This window comes from Roseateles sp. (assembly GCF_965262435.1).
GTDB lineage: Bacteria > Pseudomonadota > Gammaproteobacteria > Burkholderiales > Burkholderiaceae_C > Paucibacter_A.
In genome coordinates this window covers 5,149,957-5,173,659 of sequence record NZ_OZ253537.1, presented here as the reverse complement: position 1 = coordinate 5,173,659, position 23,703 = coordinate 5,149,957, and the positions used below count along the sequence as shown (strand labels likewise).

The 23,703-nt window shown below is 66.1% G+C and carries 22 protein-coding genes, 1 tRNA gene and 1 pseudogene; 13 read left to right on the top strand and 11 right to left on the bottom strand.

The genetic code is table 11. From position 1 onward, the window contains the following. Positions 1-99: 99 nt before the first annotated feature. A complete protein-coding gene (gene mscL / locus ACQY39_RS22200) occupies positions 100-540 on the bottom strand; it encodes a large conductance mechanosensitive channel protein MscL (RefSeq protein ID WP_428509969.1) in 441 nt (146 codons plus the stop codon). A gap of 235 nt (positions 541-775) precedes the next feature. Between mscL and petA the strand changes: the two genes are divergently transcribed. From petA to ACQY39_RS22170, 6 genes are all read left to right on the top strand, one after another. Then, a complete protein-coding gene (petA, locus tag ACQY39_RS22195; RefSeq protein WP_263518649.1) occupies positions 776-1,372 on the top strand; it encodes a ubiquinol-cytochrome c reductase iron-sulfur subunit in 597 nt (198 codons plus the stop codon). Between the two features lie 44 nt (positions 1,373-1,416). Next, positions 1,417-2,829 carry a cytochrome b gene (locus ACQY39_RS22190; protein WP_428509967.1) on the top strand — a complete coding sequence of 471 codons (1,413 nt, stop codon included), beginning with the start codon at positions 1,417-1,419 and terminating at the stop codon, positions 2,827-2,829. Positions 2,830-2,852: 23 nt separating this feature from the next. After that, positions 2,853-3,635 (top strand): cytochrome c1, encoded by a 783-nt coding sequence (locus ACQY39_RS22185; protein WP_428509965.1) that lies wholly within the window; start codon positions 2,853-2,855, stop codon positions 3,633-3,635. Between the two features lie 162 nt (positions 3,636-3,797). Next, positions 3,798-4,415 (top strand): glutathione S-transferase N-terminal domain-containing protein, encoded by a 618-nt coding sequence (locus ACQY39_RS22180; protein ID WP_137941068.1) that lies wholly within the window; start codon positions 3,798-3,800, stop codon positions 4,413-4,415. 36 nt (positions 4,416-4,451) lie between these two features. Then, positions 4,452-5,072 (top strand): ClpXP protease specificity-enhancing factor, encoded by a 621-nt coding sequence (locus ACQY39_RS22175; RefSeq protein WP_428509963.1) that lies wholly within the window; start codon positions 4,452-4,454, stop codon positions 5,070-5,072. A gap of 46 nt (positions 5,073-5,118) precedes the next feature. Continuing rightward, positions 5,119-5,194: transfer RNA gene (locus tag ACQY39_RS22170), tRNA-Thr, on the top strand. A gap of 105 nt (positions 5,195-5,299) precedes the next feature. Here ACQY39_RS22170 and ACQY39_RS22165 read toward each other — a convergent pair. After that, entirely contained in the window at positions 5,300-5,668 is a 369-nt protein-coding gene (locus tag ACQY39_RS22165) for a hypothetical protein (RefSeq protein WP_428509961.1), read from the bottom strand. A gap of 308 nt (positions 5,669-5,976) precedes the next feature. On the opposite strand from ACQY39_RS22165, the pseudogene secA reads away from it, so the two are divergent. The 4 genes and pseudogenes from secA to ACQY39_RS22145 all read left to right on the top strand — a co-directional run. Further along, positions 5,977-8,598: pseudogene (gene secA / locus ACQY39_RS22160) on the top strand (preprotein translocase subunit SecA); the annotation flags it as partial. 3 nt (positions 8,599-8,601) lie between these two features. After that, positions 8,602-8,721: an SEC-C metal-binding domain-containing protein gene (locus ACQY39_RS22155; protein ID WP_411910557.1), complete on the top strand. Its 120-nt coding sequence runs from the start codon at positions 8,602-8,604 to the stop codon at positions 8,719-8,721. Positions 8,722-9,004: 283 nt separating this feature from the next. Next, a complete protein-coding gene (locus tag ACQY39_RS22150) occupies positions 9,005-9,568 on the top strand; it encodes an FxDxF family PEP-CTERM protein (RefSeq protein ID WP_428509959.1) in 564 nt (187 codons plus the stop codon). 54 nt (positions 9,569-9,622) lie between these two features. Next, on the top strand, positions 9,623-10,312 hold the full coding sequence (locus tag ACQY39_RS22145; protein WP_428509957.1) for a PEP-CTERM sorting domain-containing protein: 690 nt from the start codon (positions 9,623-9,625) through the stop codon (positions 10,310-10,312). A 273-nt stretch (positions 10,313-10,585) separates the two neighbouring features. Here the strand turns inward: ACQY39_RS22145 and ACQY39_RS22140 are convergent, their stop codons facing one another. From ACQY39_RS22140 to hemP, 9 genes are all read right to left on the bottom strand, one after another. Beyond that, positions 10,586-11,662: a collagen-binding domain-containing protein gene (locus ACQY39_RS22140; protein ID WP_428509955.1), complete on the bottom strand. Its 1,077-nt coding sequence runs from the start codon at positions 11,660-11,662 to the stop codon at positions 10,586-10,588. A gap of 188 nt (positions 11,663-11,850) precedes the next feature. After that, positions 11,851-13,176: a DUF2325 domain-containing protein gene (locus ACQY39_RS22135; RefSeq protein ID WP_428509953.1), complete on the bottom strand. Its 1,326-nt coding sequence runs from the start codon at positions 13,174-13,176 to the stop codon at positions 11,851-11,853. A gap of 96 nt (positions 13,177-13,272) precedes the next feature. Continuing rightward, positions 13,273-14,034, bottom strand: coding sequence for a TonB family protein (locus ACQY39_RS22130; protein ID WP_428509951.1), 762 nt, complete (start codon positions 14,032-14,034; stop codon positions 13,273-13,275). A gap of 33 nt (positions 14,035-14,067) precedes the next feature. Next, positions 14,068-14,883 (bottom strand): ATP-binding cassette domain-containing protein, encoded by an 816-nt coding sequence (locus tag ACQY39_RS22125; protein ID WP_428509949.1) that lies wholly within the window; start codon positions 14,881-14,883, stop codon positions 14,068-14,070. Beyond that, the gene (locus ACQY39_RS22120) at positions 14,880-15,944 is read right to left on the bottom strand and encodes a FecCD family ABC transporter permease (RefSeq protein ID WP_428509947.1); all 1,065 of its coding nucleotides are present in this window, start codon (positions 15,942-15,944) and stop codon (positions 14,880-14,882) included. Before ACQY39_RS22120 ends, ACQY39_RS22125 begins: the two co-directional genes overlap by 4 nt. Further along, the gene (locus ACQY39_RS22115; RefSeq protein ID WP_428510909.1) at positions 15,941-16,810 is read right to left on the bottom strand and encodes a heme/hemin ABC transporter substrate-binding protein; all 870 of its coding nucleotides are present in this window, start codon (positions 16,808-16,810) and stop codon (positions 15,941-15,943) included. Before ACQY39_RS22115 ends, ACQY39_RS22120 begins: the two co-directional genes overlap by 4 nt. A gap of 47 nt (positions 16,811-16,857) precedes the next feature. After that, on the bottom strand, positions 16,858-17,961 hold the full coding sequence (locus ACQY39_RS22110) for a hemin-degrading factor (protein WP_428509945.1): 1,104 nt from the start codon (positions 17,959-17,961) through the stop codon (positions 16,858-16,860). Between the two features lie 42 nt (positions 17,962-18,003). Beyond that, positions 18,004-20,187, bottom strand: a complete 2,184-nt coding sequence (locus ACQY39_RS22105) for a TonB-dependent hemoglobin/transferrin/lactoferrin family receptor (RefSeq protein ID WP_428509943.1) — start codon at positions 20,185-20,187, stop codon at positions 18,004-18,006. A gap of 196 nt (positions 20,188-20,383) precedes the next feature. After that, positions 20,384-20,641, bottom strand: a complete 258-nt coding sequence (gene hemP, locus ACQY39_RS22100) for a hemin uptake protein HemP (RefSeq protein ID WP_428509941.1) — start codon at positions 20,639-20,641, stop codon at positions 20,384-20,386. 226 nt (positions 20,642-20,867) lie between these two features. On the opposite strand from hemP, the gene bfr reads away from it, so the two are divergent. The 3 genes from bfr (at position 20,868) to ACQY39_RS22085 (ending at position 23,701) form a co-directional block, all read left to right on the top strand. Beyond that, on the top strand, positions 20,868-21,335 hold the full coding sequence (gene bfr / locus ACQY39_RS22095) for a bacterioferritin (protein ID WP_428509939.1): 468 nt from the start codon (positions 20,868-20,870) through the stop codon (positions 21,333-21,335). A 179-nt stretch (positions 21,336-21,514) separates the two neighbouring features. Further along, the gene (locus ACQY39_RS22090; RefSeq protein WP_263518614.1) at positions 21,515-21,781 is read left to right on the top strand and encodes a (2Fe-2S)-binding protein; all 267 of its coding nucleotides are present in this window, start codon (positions 21,515-21,517) and stop codon (positions 21,779-21,781) included. A 129-nt stretch (positions 21,782-21,910) separates the two neighbouring features. Continuing rightward, positions 21,911-23,701 carry a phosphatase PAP2 family protein gene (locus ACQY39_RS22085; RefSeq protein WP_428509937.1) on the top strand — a complete coding sequence of 597 codons (1,791 nt, stop codon included), beginning with the start codon at positions 21,911-21,913 and terminating at the stop codon, positions 23,699-23,701. Positions 23,702-23,703 lie beyond the last annotated feature (2 nt).

The window sequence follows — 23,703 nt, the reverse complement described above, 5'->3', positions numbered from 1 at the left end:
CGTGGCTGCCAAATAGCTAACGCCCGGTGCCTGTGAAACTTTTGCTTACAGGCGGTCCGGGCGTCAGGGGCTGAGGCCAGGCCTCAGGGGTGCACGGGCTCAGCGCTTGAGTGAGTCCCGGATTTCGCGCAAGAGCACGATGTCTTCGGGCGTGACGGGTGCTTCGGCCGGGGCAGCTGCTGGCGCATCGGCGCGCTTCAGGCGATTGATCTGCTTGATCATCAGGAAAATGATGAAGGCCAGGATGACGAAATTCAGCAACACGGTCAGGAAGCTGCCGTAGGCGAACAGAGGCACGCCGGCCTTGGTCAGCGCCTCATAAGTTTGCGCGCCCTTGAAATCGGCCGGCACACTGCCCAGGATCACGAAATAGTTGGAGAAGTCCAGGCCGCCGATCACCTTGCCGACGATGGGCATGATCAAGTCCTTGACCACGGAGTCAACGATCTTGCCAAATGCGCCGCCGATGATGACGCCCACGGCCAGATCAACCACATTGCCTTTGACCGCGAATTCCCTGAACTCTGAGAAAAAACTCATCGATATCTCTCCTTCAGCGGCACCGGGCCGCTTGCTGTGTTGACAAAAAACAAACTGAACGCCAGATCGGCGCGCAACGGCCATGATTGTCGACTCAGCCGCGGACGAAAACCGGTAAAACGCTGATACTGTGGCGCGGAAAACAGTTTCGGGCGCGCTTGCCGATAGTGAGAGCTGATAGCGTCCGTTAGAATCCCGGGTTGCCCCCGATCAGAAGTCTCGTTTGAGGATCCTCATGAGTGACCAGCAAGTGGACCACGGCAAGCGCACCTGGCTCATCGCCACAAGTTGCGCCGGCGCCGTTGGCGGCGTTGCCACCGCCGTACCTTTCGTCAGTACTTTCACTCCGTCCGAGCGCGCCAAGGCCGCCGGTGCGGCCGTGGAAGCCGATATCAGCGGCTTGAAGCCGGGTGAAAAAATGACCGTCGAATGGCGCGGCAAGCCCGTGTGGATCGTCCGTCGCACGCCCGAGCAATTGGCTGCGCTGAACGGCACCGAAGGCCAGTTGGCCGACCCGAATTCGGATCGCAAGGCGTATCCGACACCGGATTACGCAAAGAACGGCCACCGTTCGATCAAACCCGAGTTCTTCGTCGGTGTGGGCATCTGCTCGCACCTGGGCTGCTCGCCCAGCGACAAGTTCCAGGCCGGCCCGCAGCCCTCGCTGCCGGACGACTGGCATGGCGGTTTCCTCTGCCCCTGCCACGGCTCGACCTTCGACCTGGCTGGCCGCGTGTTCAAGAACAAGCCGGCGCCCGACAACCTCGAAGTGCCCCCTCACATGTACCTGTCCGACGCCAAGATCTTGATTGGCGAAGACAAGAAGGCCTGATGCTCCGGCATCAGGTCGCACAAGGCTAAAGGACAGAGGTCAACATGGCTGCTGAATTCAAAGAAGCTCCCGCTGGCGCTGGCGCCGGCGAAAAACTGCTGACGTGGGTGGACAACCGTTTCCCCGCGAGCAAGCTCTACAAAGAGCATCTCTCGGAGTACTACGCTCCGAAGAACTTCAACTGGTGGTACATCTTCGGTTCGCTGGCACTGGTGGTGCTGGTGATCCAGATCGTCACCGGCATTTTCCTGGTGATGCACTACAAGCCCGATGCCGCCCTGGCCTTCGCCTCGGTCGAGTACATCATGCGTGATGTGCCCTGGGGTTGGCTGATCCGCTACATGCACTCGACGGGCGCATCCGCCTTCTTCGTCGTGGTCTACCTGCACATGTTCCGTGGCTTGATCTACGGTTCGTATCGCAAGCCGCGCGAACTGGTCTGGATCTTCGGTTGCGGCATCTTCCTCTGCCTGATGGCCGAGGCTTTCATGGGCTATCTGCTGCCCTGGGGCCAGATGTCCTACTGGGGCGCGCAGGTGATCGTGAACCTGTTCGCGGCCGTGCCTTTCGTGGGTGAGGACCTGGCGCTGCTGATCCGTGGCGACTTCGTGGTGGGCGACGCCACGCTGAACCGCTTCTTCAGCTTCCACGTCATTGCCGTGCCGCTGGTGTTGTTGGGTCTGGTTGTGGCGCACATCATTGCGCTGCATGAAGTGGGTTCCAACAACCCTGATGGCGTCGAAATCAAGGGCCCCAAGGCGCCGAAGGATGCCAAGGGTCACCCGCTGGATGGCGTGCCCTTCCACCCGTACTACACGGTGCATGACATCTATGCGCTGAGCCTGTTCTTGATGGTCTTCACCAGCATCATCTTCTTCGCGCCAGAGTTGGGTGGCTACTTCCTGGAGTACAACAACTTCATCCCGGCCGATCCGCTGAAGACGCCTGCGCACATTGCCCCGGTCTGGTATTTCACGCCCTTCTATTCGATGCTGCGCGCCACGACCGACACCATGGTCAACGTGCTGGTGGGCATCATTGGTCTGAGCGCCTTGCTGGCCGTGATCAAGGGCAGCTTCAGCAGCAAGGCCAAGTTGGCCGTGCTGGTGATCGCTGCTGCGGCCTGTTTCCTGCTCAAGATCTTCGACGCCAAGTTCTGGGGCGTGGTGGTGATGGGTGGCGCGGTGGTGATTCTGTTCTTCTTGCCCTGGCTGGATCACAGCCCGGTCAAGTCGATCCGCTATCGCCCGGACTGGCACAAGCATGTGTACGCCGCGTTCGTGGTGTTCTTCCTGGTGCTGGGTTATTTGGGTATCCAGCCGCCGACCGACATCGGCACCCTGATCGCTCAGATTGGCACCATCTTCTACTTCGGCTTCTTCTTGCTGATGCCCTGGTGGAGCAAGCTCGGTACGCCCAAGCCCGTGCCTGACCGCGTGACCTTCCACGCCCACTGAACACAAGCATCGGAGTCAAGAGAATGAAGAAGCTCATCGCTACGCTGCTGACCACCCTGTCTCTGGGCATGGGTCTGGTCTCCGGCGCTCATGCGGCCGCAGGCGGCATCGAGTGGGACAAGTTCCCCAAGGAAAAGATGACCGATATGGCCTCGTTGCAAAACGGCGCCAAGTTGTTCGTCAACTACTGCTTGAACTGCCATTCGGCAGCTTTCAATCGCTACAACCGCCTGCGCGATCTCGGCCTGACAGAAGCCCAGATCAAGAGCAATTTGCTCTTCGCTGGCGAGAAGGTGGGCGAGACCATGAAGGTCTCGATGGATGCCAAGCAGGCCAAGGATTGGTTTGGTGCCACGCCGCCCGACTTGACCGTGATCGCGCGTTCGCGCGCTGACGGTGCCAAGGGTTCGGGTGCCGACTATCTGTACACCTATCTGCGCACCTACTATCGCGACGAAAGCAAGGCCACGGGTTGGAACAATCTGGCCTTCCCGAGCGTGGCCATGCCGCATGCGCTGTGGGAACTGCAAGGCCAGCGCGGCGCCAAGTTCGCTGAAGAAGCCGACCCGCATGACGCCAGCAAGACCGTTCACGTCTTCAAGGGTTTCGAGCAACTGACCCCCGGAACGTTGGATGCACGTGCCTATGACAGCGCCGTCGGCGATCTGGTCGCCTACCTGCAATGGATGGGCGAGCCGGCACAAGCCCAGCGCTTCCGTCTGGGTGTGCTGGTGCTCTTGTTCCTGTCGGTATTCACAGTGTTCGCCTGGCGCCTGAATGCCTCGTACTGGAAAGACGTGAAGTAACGTTTTTCGTCCCGGTCCTGGCGGCTGCGCGAGTGGCGGCCGGGTCCAACACGCAGTGGGTGGCTCGTCCGGAGCGCCCGCTGCGTTTGTCTTTTGTGCGGCTCACTGCAAGACTCGATGTGATCCGCAGCCTTTTCACCTGACCTCTCGGAGCCTGCCGCCATGATGGTGCTTTATTCTGGAACCACCTGCCCCTACTCGCATCGCTGCCGCTTCGTGCTGTTCGAGAAGGGCATGGACTTCGAGATCCGTGATGTGGACTTGTTCGCCAAGCCCGAAGACATCGCGCTGATGAACCCGTACAACGAAGTGCCCATCTTGGTCGAGCGCGACCTGATCCTGTACGAATCGCACATCATCAACGAGTACATCGACGAGCGCTTCCCGCACCCGCAGCTGATGCCCGGTGACCCGGTTGCCCGTGCCCGCGTGCGCCTGTTCCTGCTGAATTTCGAGAAGGAGCTGTTCGCTCATGTGAATGTGCTGGAAGGTCGCAGCCAAGCCGTCAAGGCCACGGACAAGCAGCTGGAAAAGGCCCGGGCGCAAATCCGTGATCGCCTGACTCAGCTGGCGCCTATCTTCCTGAAGAACAAGTACATGTTGGGCGATGACTTCTCCATGCTCGACGTGGCCATCGCGCCCCTGCTCTGGCGCCTCGACTACTACGGCATTGACATGTCGAAGAATGCCTTGCCGCTGCTGAAGTACGCCGAGCGCATCTTCTCGCGCCCGGCTTACATCGAAGCGCTGACGCCGTCTGAAAAGGTGATGCGCAAGTAAGCGCTGAACGCAGCGAAGCGAGCACAAGAGTTCGACATGGATCAAAGCACCGACAAGGGTGGCCCGGGCAGCAGCTCGACCCGTCCCTACCTGATTCGCGCCCTGCACGACTGGTGCACCGACAACGGCTTCACGCCTTACATCGCGGTTCACGTCGACCGCATGGTGCAGGTGCCGATGGAGTACGTCAGCAACAACGAGATCGTGCTGAACGTTGGCTTTGATGCGACCAGCAGCCTGGACCTCGGCAACGAGACCATCCAGTTCAAGGCTCGATTCGGCGGGACGGCGCGCGAGATCATCGTGCCGGTCGATCATGTGGTGGCCATTTATGCCCGTGAGAACGGTCAGGGCATGGCTTTCCCGGCTCCCGAAGTGGCCACGCCCGCAGCGGTCTCGACGCCTGAGCCCAATGCTGGCGCCGCTGCTGCCAAACCGCCACGCGGTTTGCGCTTGGCAGCCGTGCCTGGCGCTGAGGCTGCAGCTTCGGCCCCCGCCGAACCGGCGCAGCCGGTTGAGGCGCCCACCGTGCCGGCACTTGCGTCGGTTCCGGCTCCCGCTACTTCGGACTCCGGTGTGGCCGACGGCGAGGGTGGCGATGATGAGCCGGAAGGTCCGGGGCCCAGCGGTCGGCCTACCTTGACGCGAATCAAGTAAAAATTTGGTCGATCACTAGGAAAGTTGGCTATACTGGCGGGCTAGTGCCGGCTTAGCTCAGTTGGTAGAGCAACCGCCTTGTAAGCGGTAGGTCATCAGTTCGAATCCGATAGCCGGCACCAGGAAAATACGAAAACGAGTCAGCGCAAGCTGGCTCGTTTTTTTTCGCCTGCCGTTCTCTCTCAGTCAATTCGGGCTGCTTGCCATCGCCGTTTTCGGCCCGGCCGTCAGCCTTGCTGCTGCACTTTGATGCGCACCTGGTGTGGGTGGATGCCTTGTTCAGCCAGCATCGCTTCCAAGTGCGGTTGAAGATGGCGGAGTTTGGCCGCTACCGCTGCGTTGGCGGCCAACAAGCTCCAGCCGTCCTCGTCCACTGGGCCGGCCCGGACAAAGCGACTCAGGGTGCCGGGCAGGGCGGGTAGGACCACCGCCATGCGCCGGTTCGACTCATGCAGCAGGCGCCCCAGCCGCGCCAGGCCTTCGTGTCCAGCCAGCGCACGGGCGATCGACTGAGGTTCGGGTACCTGACAAGTGCTGCTGCCACTGCCGCTGCTGCGGTAGTGACTGGCTGGGCGAGGACGATAGAGCGGGCGCATGGGGCCAGTGTAGTGGCGGCCCCGTTGTCGCGGGCTTGCCCCGGGGTACCTCGAATCAGAAGCCGGGGTGGCGAATGCTAAACTGAAGAGCTTTTGTGCCTGGACTTTCAGGGGATTTGCGCGTTGGCGTGCTTGCAAGCCCGCCGCCGCGCCCCATATGGACCGGGCATTGCTCTAAACGAACAGCAAGAAGACCAAATCTGGCACAGTCTCGCGGCGCGAATTTCACGATGCACGCCGGCAGCGACAGCCGCTCCGAGGAGCCCGCCCTGGCGAGCTCCCGTTCAACGAACAAACCATCACGCTGCATGTTGCCCAAGCTTCTCACCCAGATTTTCGGTAGCCGCAATGAGCGCTTGCTCAAGGGCTACCGCCGCGTTGTCCAGCAGATCAATGCGCTGGAGCCCCAGTTCGAAGCCCTCGATGACGAGGCCTTGCGAGCCAAGACCAGCGAGTTCAAGGCGCGTGTGGCGAAGGGCGAGTCCCTGGATGCACTGCTGCCGGAGGCTTTTGCCGTGGTTCGTGAGGGCAGCAAGCGTGCCCTGAAGATGCGTCACTTTGACGTGCAGCTGATCGGCGGCATGGTGCTGCACGCCGGCAAGGTCGCTGAAATGCGCACCGGCGAAGGCAAGACCTTGATGGGCACGCTGCCTGTCTACCTGAATGCCTTGACCGGCAAGGGCGTGCACCTGGTGACGGTCAATGATTACCTGGCCAAGCGCGATGCCGAATGGATGGCGCAGCTCTATAACTTCCTGGGCCTGACGGTCGGCATCAATCTGCCGAATATGCAGCGTGAGCAGAAGCAGGCCGCCTATGCCGCGGATGTGACCTACGGTACCAATAACGAGTACGGCTTCGACTATCTGCGCGACAACATGGTCCACGATGTGGCTGACCGCGTGCAACGCCCGCTGGCCTTCGCCATCGTCGACGAAGTGGACTCGATCCTGATCGACGAGGCGCGCACGCCTTTGATCATTTCCGGTCAGGCCGATGACCAGACCGACGTGTATCTGGCCATCAACAAGGTGGCCCCGCAGCTGAAGAAACAGATCGGTGAACTCGACCCGCGCACGGGTGAGGGCGTGATCGAGCCCGGTGACTTCACCGTGGACGAAAAGTCGCACCAGATCTACCTGACCGAAGACGGCCATGACAACGCCGAGCGGCTGCTGGCCGAGACTGGCCTTCTGCCGGAAGGCGCCAGCCTGTACGACGCGGCCAACATCTCGCTGATGCACCATATGTATGCGGCCCTGCGGGCCCATCACATCTATCACCGTGACCAGCACTATGTGGTGCAGAACGGTGAAGTCACCATCGTTGACGAATTCACCGGCCGCCTGATGACTGGCCGCCGCTGGAGCGATGGCCTGCACCAGGCCGTGGAAGCCAAGGAAGGCGTGGCCGTCCAGAGCGAGAACCAGACTCTGGCCTCGATCACCTTCCAGAACTACTTCCGCATGTACGGCAAGCTGGGCGGCATGACCGGCACGGCCGACACCGAAGCCTACGAATTCCAGGAAATCTACGGCCTGGAAACCGTGGTGATCCCGCCCAACCGCCCGACGCAACGCCGTGACGAGCTGGACCTGGTCTACAAGACCAACAAGGAAAAATTCGAAGCCGTGGTGCGCGACATCCGCGACTGCCACGAGCGCGGCCAGCCGGTGCTGGTGGGCACCACCTCGATCGAGAACTCCGAGCTGATCTCGGCCCTGCTGAACAAGGAAAAGCTGCCGCATCAGGTGCTGAACGCCAAGCAGCACGCCAAGGAAGCCGAGATCGTGGCCCAGGCCGGCCGCCCCGGCGTGATCACCATCGCCACCAATATGGCGGGGCGTGGTACCGACATCGTGTTGGGCGGCAACGTCGAGAACCAGGTCAAGGTGATCGAGGCCGACGCTGCATTGCCGGATTCGGTCAAGGCCGAGCGCATCGAAAAGCTCAAGAGCGAGTGGGCCGGCCTGCACGAGGCCGTCAAGGCACAGGGTGGCCTGCGCATCATCGCCACCGAGCGTCACGAGAGCCGCCGCATCGACAACCAGCTGCGTGGCCGTTCGGGCCGCCAGGGTGACCCGGGCAGTTCGCGCTTCTACCTCTCGCTGGACGACCAGCTGATGCGCATCTTCGCGGGCGACCGCGTGCGCGCCATCATGGACCGCCTGAAGATGCCCGAGGGCGAGGCGATCGAGGCCGGTATCGTCACCCGTTCGATCGAAAGCGCCCAGCGCAAGGTCGAAGGCCGTAACTTCGACATCCGCAAGCAATTGCTCGAGTACGACGATGTCTCGAACGACCAGCGCAAGGTCATCTACCAGCAGCGCAACGACATCCTCGAAGCCGAAAGCCTGGTCGCCCAGATCGCCAATTTGCGCGCCAGCAGCCTGACCGATGTGGTGCGCACCTTCGTCCCGGCCGAAAGCCTGGAAGAGCAATGGGATCTGGCCGGTCTGGAGCGCGTCCTGCGCGACGAATGGCAGCTCGACATGGCCCTCAAGACCCTGGTCGAGAAGAGCGACGCCATCACCGACGAGGAAATCGTCGAAGCTGTGGTCAAGGCCGGCGATGTGTCCTTCAACGAAAAGATCGAGCGTGTCGGCATCGACCAGCTGACGCCCTTCATGCGCATGGTCCTGCTGCAAAGCATTGACCAACACTGGCGTGAGCATCTGGCTTCCTTGGACTATCTGCGCCAGGGCATCCATCTGCGCGGTTATGCCCAGAAGAACCCCAAGCAGGAGTACAAGCGCGAAGCCTTCGAGCTGTTCTCCCAGTTGCTCGATGTGGTGAAGATGGAAGTCACGCGCACCTTGCTCAATGTGCGCATCCAATCCCAGGAAGAGGCCGACCGGGCTGCCCAGGCTCTGGAGGCGCGCGCCGAACAAGTCAGCAACGTCACCTACACCCATCCCAACGAGGATGGTTCGGTGTCGCAAGATCCGGCTGATGGCTTCGATGTGTCCAAGTATGGCCATGTTGGCCGCAACGATCCATGCCCTTGCGGAAGCGGCAAGAAGTTCAAGTCTTGCCACGGCAAGTTGAGCTGAATCCGGCGCCGTGTGAGCCGATCTGCTTCTGCAAAAAACGCCCTGCTCGCAGGGCGTTTTTTTTCGCTTGCGTGGGCTTGGTCTGGCTCCGCCTAGAGCGAGACTTCTAAAACCCCGCTTTTCCCGTGCTTTTCACACGAGCCCGCATCGGCGGCCCCGAGTCGGGGGGGCGACTCCTGCGGACCTATCCCCTAGCATCTAGCCCTAGATTGAAGTGGTTCTTGATTGGACTGGCTCAGCCGGTTCTGCAAGGCAAAAAAGTTTCGAATCGAGGGTGAATGTGATGCGTACAAAAAAAGCAGCTGTAGCGTTGGTTTCCCTGGCCGCTGGTTTGTTGAGCCTGGCGTCCCAGGTGCACGCCGGGCCGGTGACCCAGTTGAGCCTGGGTGCGGGTGGCGAGTTCGCCAACGCTGCCATCCGCACGCAGGGCGGTGAGGCTTTTTCCGACGCATTCCGCACCCTGACACTGAGCTCGGACCGTCTGGTCAGCGGCAATCTGCTGACCCAGGCGACCATGGCCGTGGATGTGGCCGATGTGTTCCTGGTCAAGCTCGATGCAAAAGGCCAGGCCGATATGAGCACCCGCCGCAGCTTCACGGAGCAGCTGGCTGTGGACTGGTCCCAAGCCGACTACGGCGCAGAGCAATGGAGCCTGGCTCCGGTCTTGCTGAGTGCCGGCACCTGGGAATTGCGCGTCAGCGGCGATGTGCTCGGCGGCAAGCATGGCGCGGCCTATTCCGGCCGTTTGCAGACCGGCAACAGCGTGCCCGAGCCGCAGACCCTGGCCTTGAGCCTGGTCGCGCTAGCCGCCATGGCCGGCTTGAAGCGCCGCCGTCAGAAGGCTTGAGCCCTGTTACCCGGCAACGATCTTGAATGAATTGAACGAGAAAGACAGACCATCATGTTCGCTTTCAACAAAGTCCTCAGCGCCCTCGCCCTGACCCTGGTGGTCGGTGGCGCGACCGCAGCAACACAGAGCGTCAAGTTCGTCGGCAACAATGGCGATCTCGCCCTGAGCACTTCGTACATCGACAGCCTCGGCGTGCAGCGTGGTTCCAATGACTATGGCACTGGTGCCCTGCGCTTCGAGAACGCGGCAGGCGCCAGCTTCTACGCCTACTGCGTGGAGCTGGCTCAGGATCACGCCAGCAGCCGCCGTGGTTTTCAGACCTACACCGAAGGCAGCTTCAGCAGCGCCGAAACCAAGCTGCTGCAAGGATTGTTTGCGACCAGCTTCAGCAGCTCTTTGAGCAGCTCGCAGCAAGCCGCCTTCCAGACCGCCGTTTGGGAAATCACCCATGAAAGCGCTGGCAACGCGCTCAATGTGGCGAACGGCCAAGGTGCCTTTTTCGTCAAGGCCCTGAGCAACGGCACCGGTGCCGACAACAGCGACTTCGTGGCCAGCGTCAATGGCTATCTGCAAGCTGCCCTGGGCTATGCGGGCCCGGACCTGTACACCATCACCAAGCTCAGCAATGGCACCTACCAGGACTTGCTGACCGTGTCCGCCGTTCCTGAGCCAGGCAGCCTGGCCCTTTTGATGGCCGGTCTTGGCGTGGTGGGTTTCGTGGCGCGGCGTCGCCAGCGCTGAGCCCAAGTTGCAGCGCTTCCAGCGCTTCGCAGCATCAAGGCCGGTCTGTAGACCGGCTTTTTTTCGTCTGGACCCGTCGCCTGTGTCCTGGAACCGAACCATCTCGGCCCGGATTGTCGATCCGCCTAGGTTCTGGGCTCTTGTGATCTGAAAACCATGGGTCACTCGGGCTCCGGCAGCGACTCAGCCCATGACCAAGCATGCGGCGCACAGCACAAAAAAAGAGCTCCCGAAGGAGCTCTTGTCGTTTGCATCGCAGGCCGGGCTTGAGGATCAAGCGGCCTTGCGGCGCCGGGCGATAAAACCGATCACGCCGAGGCCGGCCAGCAGCATGGCATAGCTGCCGGGCTCCGGCACGGCCGACACCAGCGGCGAGTAGCCGATTTCCAAATTGCTCTTCAGGCCCAGCGCGATCAGCTGACCTTCCAGATGGCCGCCACCGGTGCGTTGCTCGCCGCCGTAAACGAGGGCATTGGGCGCCAGAATGCTGCCGCCCACGAAGCTGCCCACAGTCAGGTCGGTGGCTTGGCTGAAGTTGAACAGCACGTTGGCGTTCAGTGCGTCCAGTTGGGTGGCCGGGTTGCCCCAGGGATCGCGGCCTCCGATGGCCACGTTCTGTGTCAGCTGGCCGCCAGCGAACAGCACGGCGTCGCTGCCGGTGTAGTTGATCAGCACGGTGGCGCCGGCCTTCACGCCGCTCAGGCTCAGGTTTCGGAAAGTGGCGGTGTTGACGTTGAAGACCTCGAATTCGGCGCCGGTGCCGATGAAGCTGATGCCGCTGACGACCTGTTTGCCGCCTTGGCTGTAGCTGCTGATCCGGGTCTGACCGGTGGCGCTGAGGCTGCCCAACTGGCTGGCCGTGTTGCGCAGGGTGCTGCCCGCGGCATTGAAGTCGATCACGCCGCTCTGCTTGCGCAGATCCAGGTCGGCGGCCGAGCCGGTCTTTTTGCCACCGAAGACGCCGTAGCCATTGCCGTACTGGCTCAGGCTTTGGTCCCAGTAAGGCAGATGCGAGCCCTTGGTCGAGTCGACGCCGGCCGGAGCATTGCTGTAGATGCGACCGCCGGTGAGTTTCACATCGCCGCCGACCACCAGGGCCGGGCCGCTGACCGTGGACGGTGTGCGGTAGTTGATCGACAGGCCGGAGGCCTTCAAATTGCCGCCGACGGCCATGCGGCCCTCGATGTCATTGGCCTGGTCGACATTGCCGAGGATAAAGGCGCTGAAGCCCTTGGCGGCACCGAAATCGATGGTGGGCACGGCCTGCGCTGCGCCGGCACCCAGCAGCGCCAGGGCTGCCGAAACCAGTTGGATGCCAGTCTTGAGCTTGATCGTCGTCGTTTGCTTCACTTGAATCCCTTGTCGTGTGTGCGGGGTGCAGCTGAATGAACTCCCTTTTCAGCTTGAATAAATTCTAGGTAGCGCACCGGCCTGCGGGTATCCCCTTACTCAAGTGGTATCTCATTGGTTTGTGCGCTTTGCACGGATCGCCCGCACTTGATGCGGCGCGGGCCTCGCTGCCCTCCGCGGGCTCGCCATTACGGGGCGCTCGTTTCTCCGTCGAGGGAGCCCAAGGCCCGGCGCAAGCTGCTGGCGCTCGGCTTGTCCACGAACACGCAGCGTTTGCCGTGGCGTTTGCAGTGATCTTTGACCCGCCAGTAGGCGTCATGGCTGATGCAGCCGGTCTGGCAGATCACCAAGTCAGCGGCAGCCAGGCTGGCGTCGAGCATGGCGACGGCGTCTTCTTCGCCGCCGTCATGGTGCAGAAAGCGGCCGCCCGTGCCCTCGATCAGCTGACGATAGATGGGCACCACGCTGGGCCGGCCGCCGACGCAGAGCACGGCGCGCTCGGCCAGGTCAGGCGCGGCCTCGGGCCCAGCGCTGGCCACCGGCTCGGCCGGTGCGATCGTCTGCAGGCGCTGCAGCTCTGCCTGGCTTTCGCGCTGGCGCTGCTCGGCCAGGGCGGCGTCCTGGCGGGCGCGCAGCAGGGCGCGTTCCAGGTCCTGAATGCGGCTGAGTTGATGGCGGATCTGCTCGGCCTGTTCCTGGCGGTGGCGCAGACCCGGGGCGGCGGCTTCCAGGGCTTGCATGTCCTCGCGCAGGCTGGCCAGCAAGGTGTCGCGGCCCAGCAGCTGCGCGCGCAGCTGCACCAGCTCGGCCGCCTGGCGCTCCTGCGCCGCAGCGCGCTCCTGCAGCACCCGCTGGCTGCGCTGCTGCACGCGCGCCAGTTCGCCGGTCAGCACGGCATTCTCGTCGGCCAGGGCTTCCAGCCGGCCCAGATCGGCGCGGTTGGCGGCGCCCACTTGGTGCTGCAGCATGTGGATGTCGCGCAGCACCTGTTCCTGCAGGCTGTGCTCGCAGCGCGCGTGGGTCAGGGTGGCCCAGAAGCAGGCGGCCACGTCGAGCGGAGGCTCGCCCTCGCGCAGGGGCTGGCCCTGGGCGGCCGCGGCCCACCAGTCGGCCAGGGCCAGGGTGGTCTTGCAGGCCGCAGCCAGGCGTAAGGTGCGGATGAAGCGCTGGTCCAGCTCGCGCTGCAGCAGCTCGGCCGCCTCGCTGCGCTGGCCGCAGGCGTCGATGGCCAGGCAGTGCAGCTCGTAGTCGTTCGCCCGCGGGTTGATGCCGGACATGCGACCCAGGCGGCGCCGCAGCAAGGGCATGGGCAGGCAGACGCCGATCACCGGGCACAATGCCTGGCTGGGCAGCTCCCAGAGCCGGCGCCGGCGCGAACCCAGGCGGGCGCCTGCCTCGGCCTCTGGATCCAGGGCGGGCTTGGGCCCCAGGCCGCCGAGCAAGGGCTGGCCGGGCGCACGGGTTGGGGCTTCGCCGTCGATCAGGGCGGTGAAGACATTGGGGCTGTCACACATGCGGGTCTCCTTGTGGGCGAGGGGCAAGTCGAGGGGGCGATGGAAAAACGAAGAAAGAAGTGGCTGTGAAACGACCGTGCTGAGCTGAGACTGGGCTCAATGCGGCGATTCGGGTGTCGCAGAGCTGCCGCGCTGCAAGGCAAAACGCACCGGCACTTCCACCCAACTGCTCAGCGCCTGCAACTGCTCCTGGGTGCGCGCCTGGGCCGGCACATAGCGGCAGGCCAGGGCCAGGGCTTGGGCGGCCTGGTCCAGCAAGCGCCAGCCGCTGCCGCGTTGCACGCGCACCTCGGCGGCCCGGCCGTCTTCGGCCACCTGTACGCGCAGCAGCACCTGGCCTTCAATGCCACGCTCGCGCAGCGCCGCCGGGTAGAGCCGGGCCGCCTGGCGCGCGGCGCAATCGCCATGCTCGGCCGGCAGCTGCGCGTGGCGGCTGGTGTCGGCCGGGTGTGTGGTCATCTGCTGGGCGCTGACAGCGCCGGCCGCTGGTGGCAGGGCCGTTGCGGCCAGCAGAGGCAGGTCTGCACGGGCCTTGCTGGCTTCGGCTTCGAGCGTCACAGGGGCACTGACGAGAGAGGGGGCCTGAGGCATCGCCTGCAACACGGGCAAGCTCGGGGCGGCAGCCAGGGAAGGCCTTGGGGCCCGCTCAGGACGGGGAGCCGAACCCGAATCCTGCCCATGCGGAATCCTCTGCGGCAGCAGCGACACGGTGACCGTCATCGGCTGCGCTGCAGGCGGGCTGGCCGGCCGCCCGTGCAAGGCCCAGGCCAGGCCCAGCACACCGCTCAGATGGGCCGTCAGCACCAGGCCCAGAACAGCCGGGCGGCGCGGTGTGGCGAGGGCGGGCGGCTTGTTCATCGAGTTGAGCTCCAGGCGCTGGCCGTTGAAGGTTCAGGCCACGCGCCGCGGCGCAGCCACCGGCGCCAGGCTGGCCACCAGGGCCGAGCCCTCGCCATCGTGCAGCAGGCGCAGGCGCACGCCGTAGAGCTGCTCCAGCAAGGGCAGGGCGGCGGGCACGGCGCCGCAGTCGGCCAGCAGGCGCCCGGCTTGCAGCAGCCAGAGGCGCTCGAAGTTCTGCATCGCCAGGTTCAGGTCGTGCAGCACCGCCACCAAGGCATGGCCGCGTGCGGCGGCAAAGCGGCGCCAGCGTTCCATCAGCTCCAGGGCCAGGCCCGGGTCCAGGGCGGCCAGGGGCTCGTCCACCAGCAGCAGGCCAGCCTCGCAATCCCAGGCCTGGGCGAACACGCGTGCCATCTGCACCCGCGCCTGCTCGCCGCCCGAGAGGCTGTCGAAGCGCCGGCCGGCCAGGTGCCCGGCCTGGGCCTGCTGCAGCGCAGCGGCGACGATCTGCGCTTGCTGCGGGTCGCCGTCGCGCGTGGCTTGCGCCACCCGGCCCAGCGACACCACCAGCTCCACCGGCAGGCCAAAGGCCACAGCGTGTTGCTGCGGCAGCACCGCGCGCCGCAGGGCCAGCTCCGCAGCCGGCCAGTCCTGCAGTGGCCGGCCGTCCAGGCGCAACTGGCCGCGCTGCGGGCGCAGCTCGCCGGCCATCAGGCGCAGCAGGCTGGATTTGCCAGCGCCGCTGGGGCCGAGGATGGCCACGCGCTCGCCCGCCTGCAGGGTCAGGTTGAAGGGGCCCAGTTCGGGCGCACCCGGCCCTGAGCCCAGGCGCAGGCCCAGCTGGTCCATTTGCAGCAGGCGGCTCATGCGACAGCTCCGTGACGCAGGGACTGGCGCAGCAGCCAGAGGAAGCAGGGCGCACCGAGCAGGGCACTGAAGATGCCGACCGGGATCTCGGCCGGCACGGCCAGGGTGCGCGCCAGGGTGTCGGCCAGCAGCAGCAAGAGGGCGCCGCTCAATATGGCGCAGGGCATGAGGCGGCGCAGATCGGGCCCGACCAACTGGCGCGCCAGATGCGGCGCCATCAGGCCGATGAAGCCGATGCTGCCGCAGGCCGAAACGGCCAGGGCCGAGAGCAGGGCAATGCCCAGCACGCTGCGCCGCCGCAGGCCCTGCACATCGACGCCGACATGGGCGGCCTGCTCACGCCCCAGGGCCAGGGCATTCAAGGGCTGGGCCCAGCGCCGGGCCTGCAGCGCCACGGCCAGCAGGGCCGCGCTCATCATCAGCAGCAGCCAGCCGTTGGCGCCGGCCAGCGAGCCCAGGCTCCAGAAGCTCAGGGCGCGCAGCTGCTCATCGGTGGCCAGATGGCTGCACAAGCCCACCAGGGCGAAGGCCAGGGCCTGCACCGCCAGGCCGCAGAGCAGCAGGGCCGACACCGAGCCCGGCGCCAGCCAGCGCGCCAGGCGCTCCAGCGCCCAGCACACGCCCAGCGCTCCGGCAAAGCCGGCCACCGGCAGCAGCCAGATCCGCCAGGCCGGGGGCAGCTGGAACTGCAGGCCGGCAAACAGGGTCAGGCACAGGGCCACCGCGGCGGCTGCACCGGCGCTGATGCCCAGCAGGCCGGGGTCGGCCATGGGGTTGCGAAACAAAGCCTGGCTCAGGCAGCCGGCCAGGCCCAGGGCCGCGCCGACCGCGAGGCTCAAACCCACACGCGGCAGGCGCAGATGCCACAGCACATGGGCGCCGCCGCTCAGCGGCGCTTCGCCAGCGGGCCAGAGCAGCCAGTCGCCCGGCGCGATCTGCACCGCGCCCAGATGCAGAGCCAGGGCGCTGCCCAGCAGCAGGGCCAGGCCTAGCAGCCCGGTGGCCGAGAGCTGTGGCCGCTGCGGCCCTTGCTGGGCGGGCGTGCTCAGCGAGGGATTCATGCGCCGGCTCCAGCGCGGCCGGGCTCGGGGTACAGGCCTTGCGCCAGTCGTGTCAGGGCCTGGGGCAGGCGCGGGCCAAAGCCCAGCAGTTCCAGGGCATCCAGCGCGAGCACGCGGCGATGCTGGCCGGCCGGGGTTTGCGCCAAGCCGGGCAGTTTGAGCAGAGATTCCAGGCCGCCGGCCGCAGCCAGGCCTTGCTCGGTCAGGAGGATGTGCTCAGGGGCGGCGGCGATCACCGCTTCAGGCGTCAGGGGCTTGTAGCCGCTCACGCCCTGCAAGGCATTGCGTGCGCCGGCATAACGGAGCATGGCATCGGCAGCCGTGTCCTGGCCGGCGATGCGCACCTGGCCCATGCCATGCGAGAGGATGAAGAGCACGCGCGGCGCAAGCCGGCCGCCGCGCGGCGCTGCGCTACGCAGAGCAACCTGCTGCAAGCTGGCCTGCCAGTCGCGCTCCAGGCGTTCGCACAGGGCGGTGGCTTCGGCGCGGCGGTTCAGCAGCTCGCCGAGGCGGCGGGTGCGGTTGATCAGGCCTTCGAAGCGGTGCTCGGCGCGCAGCACCTGCAGCGGCACGCCGGCCGCTTCCAGCTGGCGCAGCACGGCCGGCGGGCCGGCGTCTTCGGTGGCGATGATCAGCTGGGCCTGCAGGGCCAGCAGGCCCTCGGTGGCCAGCGTGCGGGCGTAGCCGACATTGGGCAGGCGCTGGGCTTGCGGCGGGTGGAGCGAGGTGCTGTCCACGCCGACCAGGCTGGCTTCCGCGCCCAGGGCATAGACCAGCTCGGTCAGCGCGCCGCCGATGCTGATCAGGCGCTGCGGGCTGGGCGCTGCGCTGGTGGCTGCCTGCAATGGCGAGGCGCCGGCGGCCATCAGCAGGCCCAGGCCCAGGCCTGCCCCGGCGCTGAACTGGCGGCGCTTCACGGGCAGGCCTCCAGCGAGGCGGTCTGGCGGTCGGCCAGGCTTTCCAGCAGGGTGCGCCAGTCGCAACGCTCGGCCTGGCCGGGCTTGCGCTCGCCAAACATCATGGCGATGTTGCGGCCCTGGGCGTCGAACAGCTCGAGCGAGCAGACCAGGCCGTCCACCGTCGGCTTGCGCACCAGCCAGGCCTGGGCGATGTGGTCCTCGCGCAGGTGCAGATTGAAGCCGGGGTCCAGCACATTGAGCCAGGGCCCCATCACAGCCACGCGCTGGATGGGGCCGCTGTGGATCTGGATGGCGCCGGCATTGCCGGTGAACACCATGAGCGGCACGGCCTCTTGCGCCGCCCGGCTCAGCAGCTCCTGGGCCGCGGCCAGGGGCAGGGCTTGGGCAAATTGCGGCTCGGCCAGGCGCAGGGCTTGGGTGCGGCTGAGGCCGAAGCGGCGCAGCAGGGCGAAGAAGTCATGGGTGTCGCGCAGCGAAGCCCAGGCGGCGTGGAAGCCGGCCAGGTCGACTTCTGCATCGGGCTTCTCTTCGGGCTCGGCAAATGCGGCTTCGACCTGGATGCCGGGCGCCTGGTCTTCGTGCGCGAAGCGCTGCAGCAGGGCCTGGTAGGCCGCTTGATTGCTCTCCGGGCGCAAGAAGATTTTGTGGATGGCCTGCCCGCTGGCGTCGAAGAACTGCAGGCTGCGCTGCTCGGCGCCATCGGCCAGGCGCTCGCTGAGCGCAAAACCATGGGCCCAGGCGCGGTAGAACAGGCGCAGATCGACGGCCCCGCCCAGCACCAGGCCAACGCCGCCTTGCGCGCTGGCGCTGCGGTAGGGCCCGGTTTTCTCGTGCACGCAGGACTCGTTGCGGGTCAGCGCCATCAGCTCGCCCAGGGCCTCGCAGGCTTCGATCAGCTCGGGCCAGAGCGGCTGCAAGCGCTGGGCTCGCAGCGGGGACTCCTCGGCGGTGAAGGCACCGAGATGGGCGGCGACCAGCTCGCCTTCGCTGATCTGCAGCTTGTGGGCGATGTCGCGGTGGCGGGCAGGCTGGCCGGCGGAGGGGCTGAGGCGGGCGTGGCCAAAGGCCTGGCGCAGGCGGCTGAAGCTGGCTTGCATGGTGAAACTCTCCGGGTGTTGGGTGTGGAAAAGGGCGCGGGCTCAGAACTCGGCGGCCAGCGAGACCTGCAGCTGGCGGCCGGGCGCGGTGTAGGCGTCCAGCTCGGTGTTGTTGGCGGCCAGGCCGCGCACATCGGCCCAGCGCCAGTAGCGGCTGTTGCCCACGTTGTTCAGCTGGGCCTGCAGGCGCCAGCCGGGCTGGACACGCCAGCCCAGGCCCAGGTCCAGGACCTGGTAGCGGGGCGTGAGGAACTGGCTGGCGACGCTGCTGTCCTGGGCGCGCTTGGCGGCGGCCAGCTGCCAGTTGGCGCTCCAGCTCCAGTCGCCGCGCTCCCAGCGCGCGCCCAGCTGGGCGCGGTCGGGCTGCACGGTGTCGAGCGGGCTGCGCTCACCCTTGAGCTCGCTGTGGCCGCGGCTGTGCGCCAGGGCGGCGCTCAGCTCCAGACCCGGCTGGGCCTGCCAGAACAAGCGCGTTTCGACGCCGTGGATGCGCGCCTGGTTCAGGTTGATCGATTGGTAGACCAGGGGATCGTTCGGCTTGCCACTGCCGCGCACCATCTGCTGGCTGATGAAATCGCGGTAGCGGTTGCGGTAGGCGCTCAGCTGCCAGCGCAGCTGTTCGGCCACACGCCCGCGCAGGCCCAGCTCCAGGCTTTGCGCGCGCTCCGCCTTCAAGTCGGGGTTGCCGATGCTGATGTAGCCATGTACGGGGTTGGCAAAGCCGTTGTTGACCTGATCAGCCGTGGGTGCGCGAAAGCCCAGCGCCCACTGCGCATAAGGCTGGACCGTCTCGCTGGCGCGCCAGACCACGCCCAGGCGCGGTGTCAGTGCCTGGTCGCTGAGGCTGACCACGGTGCCGCTGTAGCCGCTGCTCTTGGGGCTGAGGCGGTAGCGCTCGTAGCGCAGACCGGGAATCAGGCTCAGGCTGCCGGTCTCGATCTCGCTTTGCACAAAGGCGCCGACCTGGCTGGCGTCGGTGTCGGGGAAGGGCTTGCTCGGGAAGCTCTCTCCGGCCGGCGGCACGGTGCCGTCGCGCAGGCCGCTGATGCGGTTGCGGCTGAGGTCGATGCCGTAGCTCAGCCGTTGGCCGCTGAGCTGGGTCTGCGCCTGGCTGCTGAAACCGATCAGTTCCTCGCGGTAGAAACCTTCGCGGATGCGGTCGGGCGACTGGTGGCGGTCTTCCACGCTGCGCTGGCGAGTCTCGCTGTGCTGCACATAAATCTGGCTGTTCAAGGCCTGCAGCCACTCGCCGTTCAGGTCTTCGTAGCGGTGTTCCAGCGAGACGCGGCGGCGGTTCAGGCGGTCCTGGGCGTCGAGGTCGATCACGGCCGTGGGCGTCTTGTCGTTGACCACGGGGGCGCGGCCCGACAGCACTTCGGTATCTTGCTTGCGTTGGCGCAGCTCCAGCGTCGCTTGCAGGCGCTGGCTGGGGCTCAGGCGCAGGGCGGTCTTGGCCAGCAGGTTCTCGCTGTGGAACTCGGCCGGGTTGGCCGCGGTGCGTTGGCTGTTGAGATCCTTGCGCTCGCCGCGGTTCTGGGTTTCATGGCCGCGCGCCAGGCTCAGCTGCAGCAGGTGCTGCCATTCGCCTTGTTGGAATGCATAGGCGCCGCTGAGGCGCTGTGAACGGTCCACCGTGGCCAGACTGCTGCGCAGCAGGCCGGCCTGGGTCTTGCCGTCCTTGAGCAGGTCTTCGGGCGAGAGGCTGCTCAGGCTCAGGGCGCCGGCCAGGCCGTCGCTGCCGAACTGGGCCGAGGCCGGGCCGCGCAGCACCTCGGCGCGGCTCAGGGCATCGAGGTCCACCTGGTCGGCGCGGCCGCTGGCGAAGGCGCCGAAGCTGAAGGCCTGGGGCAGGCGGATACCGTCCACCATCATCAGCACCTGGTTGCCCTCCAAGCCGCGGATGTTCAGGCCCTCGTTGCCGGCGCGGCCGAGCGAGCTGCCAGCGGCGCTGAAGCGGGTGGCGGCGCTGCGCACGGCCAGATCGACTTCGCCATCGAGCAGATCCTTGAGATTGCGCGCCTCACGCTTGAGCAAGGCGGCGCGGTCGATCACGGTGACGGTGTTGGGCACCTTGTCACTGGCCCGCTCGGTGCGGGTGGCGCTGATGGTGATCTCGGGCAAGGCCGTCACCGCGGCGGCCTCCGCCGCCTTGCCGGTGACTTGCGCGCTCGCGAACGCTGGTGCGGCGATCAGGGCCGCTGCGAGTGCGACGGGGCGCAGGTGCAAGATGCTCGGGTAATGAATTACGTGAGCGTCAGAAAAGATTGGGCGCGAAAAAGCGGCAGCGTGCGTGCGCAGCATGGTCGTGAGTCCTTGTCATGAGAAGGGACTGGCACGGGCTGGCGCGGGGCGAGGCTGGCTGGTGCGAAAAAGAGGAAACGGTGAGGAGGGCGGTGAAGGCGTGGGGTGGGGCTGGCTGGCCCTATTTGGTCAAGATCAACTTGCCCAGCGAGGTCAGGCGCAGGCGGTAGACCTGGCCGGCGTGTTCAATTTCGACCTCGCGGCGGTCGGCCAGCAAGGTCTCGCTGCTGAGGCGGCGCGGCGCGTGCCCCGGGCGCGGTGGCGCGGGCGAGGCAGCTCCTGTCGCGAGGCGGGCGGTCGCCGAGACGGCTGAGGCGTCGGCCTCCAGCGTCAGGCTGGCTGCCAGCAAGCTGGCGGGACGGATGGAAGAGGATGACATGCTTGCCATCTTAAATGAGAACGATTCGTAATTGCAATCAATTTCGGCCAGGACGCCGCTGGGTCGCGAAGGGCAAAGGGCGAAGTGCGAGGGTTGAAGATGAGAATGCAAGCCGTTTCGACCGGGCGCGCGCGGCTTTGCTTCGGCGCGGCCCGGCCACCATCACAATGGCTCGTTTGCGTTCGCCGCACACGCGCTCCATCCACCAGCTTGAAAGGAAGCCACCATGAAGGGTGATGCCAAGGTCATCGACTACCTGAACGCCCAGCTCAAGAACGAGCTGACCGCCATCAACCAGTATTTCCTGCACTACCGCATGCTCAAGAACTGGGGCCTGGAGCGCCTGGCCAAGCATGAGCATGACGAGTCCATCGAAGAGATGAAGCACGCCGACAAGCTGATTGACCGCATCCTGATGCTGGAAGGTCTGCCCAATCTGCAAGACCTGGGCAAGCTCTACATCGGCGAGAACGCGGTCGAGGTGCTGCACTGCGACCTGAAGATCGAGGTCGGCTCGCACCCGCTGCTGAAGGAGGCGATTGCGTATTGCGAAAGCATCCGCGACTACGTCTCGCGCGAGGTGCTGGTCAGCATCCTCGAAGACACCGAAGAGCACATCGACCATCTGGAAACCCAGATCGGTCTGGTCGCGCAACTCGGCGAACAAAACTGGCTGCAGTCGCAACTGTCCTGAGTTCCCGCCAACTGGAGGCCGGCTGCCCCGGGAGGGGCGGCCGTTTCAAAGCCAGCGTGAAGCAAGCCCCTGAAATCTGGGGGTGCTTGCGATGACGATTGAGAAGTGTTCGCATTTGCGATAGAGTGGTGGTGTCCCTGAACGCCCGGCCTGCTCGACCCAGGCCAACGCCACGCGCCATGATCGTCTGCCTCTGCCACCGTGTTTCCGACCGCGACATCCGCCGCCAGGTGGCCGATGGCGTGCGCAACTTCGACGTGTTGCAGGACGAAACCCGGGTGGCCGCCGCTTGCGGCAGCTGCCTGGACTGCGCCCGCGAGGTGTTTGACGAGGCCCTGGCCCAACCCGCTTGCGCCGCCCGCTGCGGCGGCGCGCCCTTCAAGATGGACGGCTCCAGCCAGCCGCTGCGCCGCATGACGGTGCGGCCGGAGTTGTTGCTGCCTTGATGGGGCGGGGCGGCCGCGTTTGCGGCTTTTGAACCGTTGAACAGGCGGGGCTGCGGTCGCCTGATTGTCTTGATTCCGTCGAATCACTGACAAGAGCGCGTCATATGGGCTGCCTAGCATGGCCAGCTCATGAGCCCTGCCATTCCCATCGCCTGCGAGAGCCGCCCGCCTGATGCGCCCCTCTCGCGAGCGACGCAGCTGGGCTTCCTGTGCCTGGCCACCTTGCTGCTGGTGCTGGCCCTGGCTGTGCGCGGCTCCGGCCGCGAGCCCTTGTGGCTGGCCCAGCTGCAGCCCACGCTGGCGCAGTTCTCGCCCACGCTCTGGTCCTTGCTCAGCGTCGCCGGCCTCGGCTGGGCGGCCCTGGGTTTGGTGTCGGTGCAGAAGCCGGCCCTGGCCGAGCGCCTCTGGCCTGCCAGCTTGTTCGCCCTGCTGCTCGGTGGCGTGCTGGCCCAGGTCCTGAAGAAATGGATCAATGCGCCGCGCCCGCCCTCGGTCTTGGACGCAGGCGAGTTGTGGGTCACCGGAGATCCGCTCTACTTCAACGCCATGCCTTCGGGCCACTCGGCCACTGCGGCGACCTTGGTCTTGCTGATTTGGGCGCTGGCCCGCCCGCCGCGCTGGGGCCAGGTCTTGCTGATCTGGGCTGCAGTGTCGGTCGGCCTGGCGCGCGTCGGCGTCGGCGCGCATTGGCCCAGCGATGTGCTGGCCGGGTGGGCGCTGGGCTTGGTGGTGGGCCTGCTGGCGCTGCATGTCGTGCCGCGTGAGCCGCGTTGGATGCAAGGCGCGCGGGGCGTGCGCGGGCGTGCAGCTGTGGGCTTGCTGAGCGGCTGTGTGCTGGCGCTGACGCCCTGGGGCTACCCTCTGGCCGAAGCCGGGCAATGGCTGATGGGCTTGTGCCTGATCGCCGCCGCCGGCTGGCAGCTTTGGCGTCATGGCCAGCTGGCGCGTCCCGCAGCCTTGCTGCGCATGCTGCTGGGCCTGGTGCTGCTTTTGCTGCTGCTGGCCTGGGCGGCGCCGCAGGTCGATCTGCAGCAATGGCGCGCCACCCTGGCCCGCGTTTCGGCCGCCGATTGGTTGTTGGCCGCACTGGCCCTCTTGCTCAGCCTGGGCCTGCGCGGCTGGCGGGTCCAGCTGGAATGGCGCGCGCGGCGCGCGCAGAGTGGCTTGCCCACGGCATCCTTGAGCTACGGCGCCAGCCTGCGCCTGCTGCTGCTGCACACCCTGGCCTTGAACTGGGCGCCGCTGCGCAGCGGTGAGTTGGGTTACCTCTGGCTGGCCCAGCGTCAGTACGGCGCCTCGGCCGGCGAGGCCCTGGCCAGCCTGGTCTGGCTGCGCCTGCAGGATCTGTTGGTGCTGGCCAGCTTGAGCCTGGCCGCGCTGCTGGCCTGGTGGCTGGGGCAGGGCGCGGCCCTGGCCTTGTTGATCAGTGCCTTGATCTTTCTGGCGGGCACCGTGCTGTTGCGCGCAATGCTCGGGCGCCTGGCACTTCGGCCCGGCGCTGCGCCCTCCGGCCGCTGGCAGCGCCTGCGGGGCGCGCTGGCCCAGGCACCGTCGCAGGGCGCCCAGCGGCCGATAGCCCTGCTCAGCCTGGCCAACTGGTGGCTCAAGCTGGCGGCGCTGGGCGGCCTGCTGATGGCCTTGCTGGACAGCTCGGCGCTGCAGGGGCTGATGGCCGCGATTGGCGGTGAGATGGGCGGTATGTGGCCGATTCAGGCCACCGCCGGTCTGGGCAGTTATGAGGCGGGCGTGGCCGGCGTCGCTGCCTGGCTGGGCTCCGAGTTGGCCTTGCCGCTGATCCTGGCCGCCGCCCTGGCGGTCCACGGCTTGGCTCTCTTGCTCAGCACGGCCGCCGGCCTGCTGGTCCTGCTTTTCTACGGACTGCCGGCGCCCGCGTCGGCCGCCACTTTGCGAGTCGCATGACG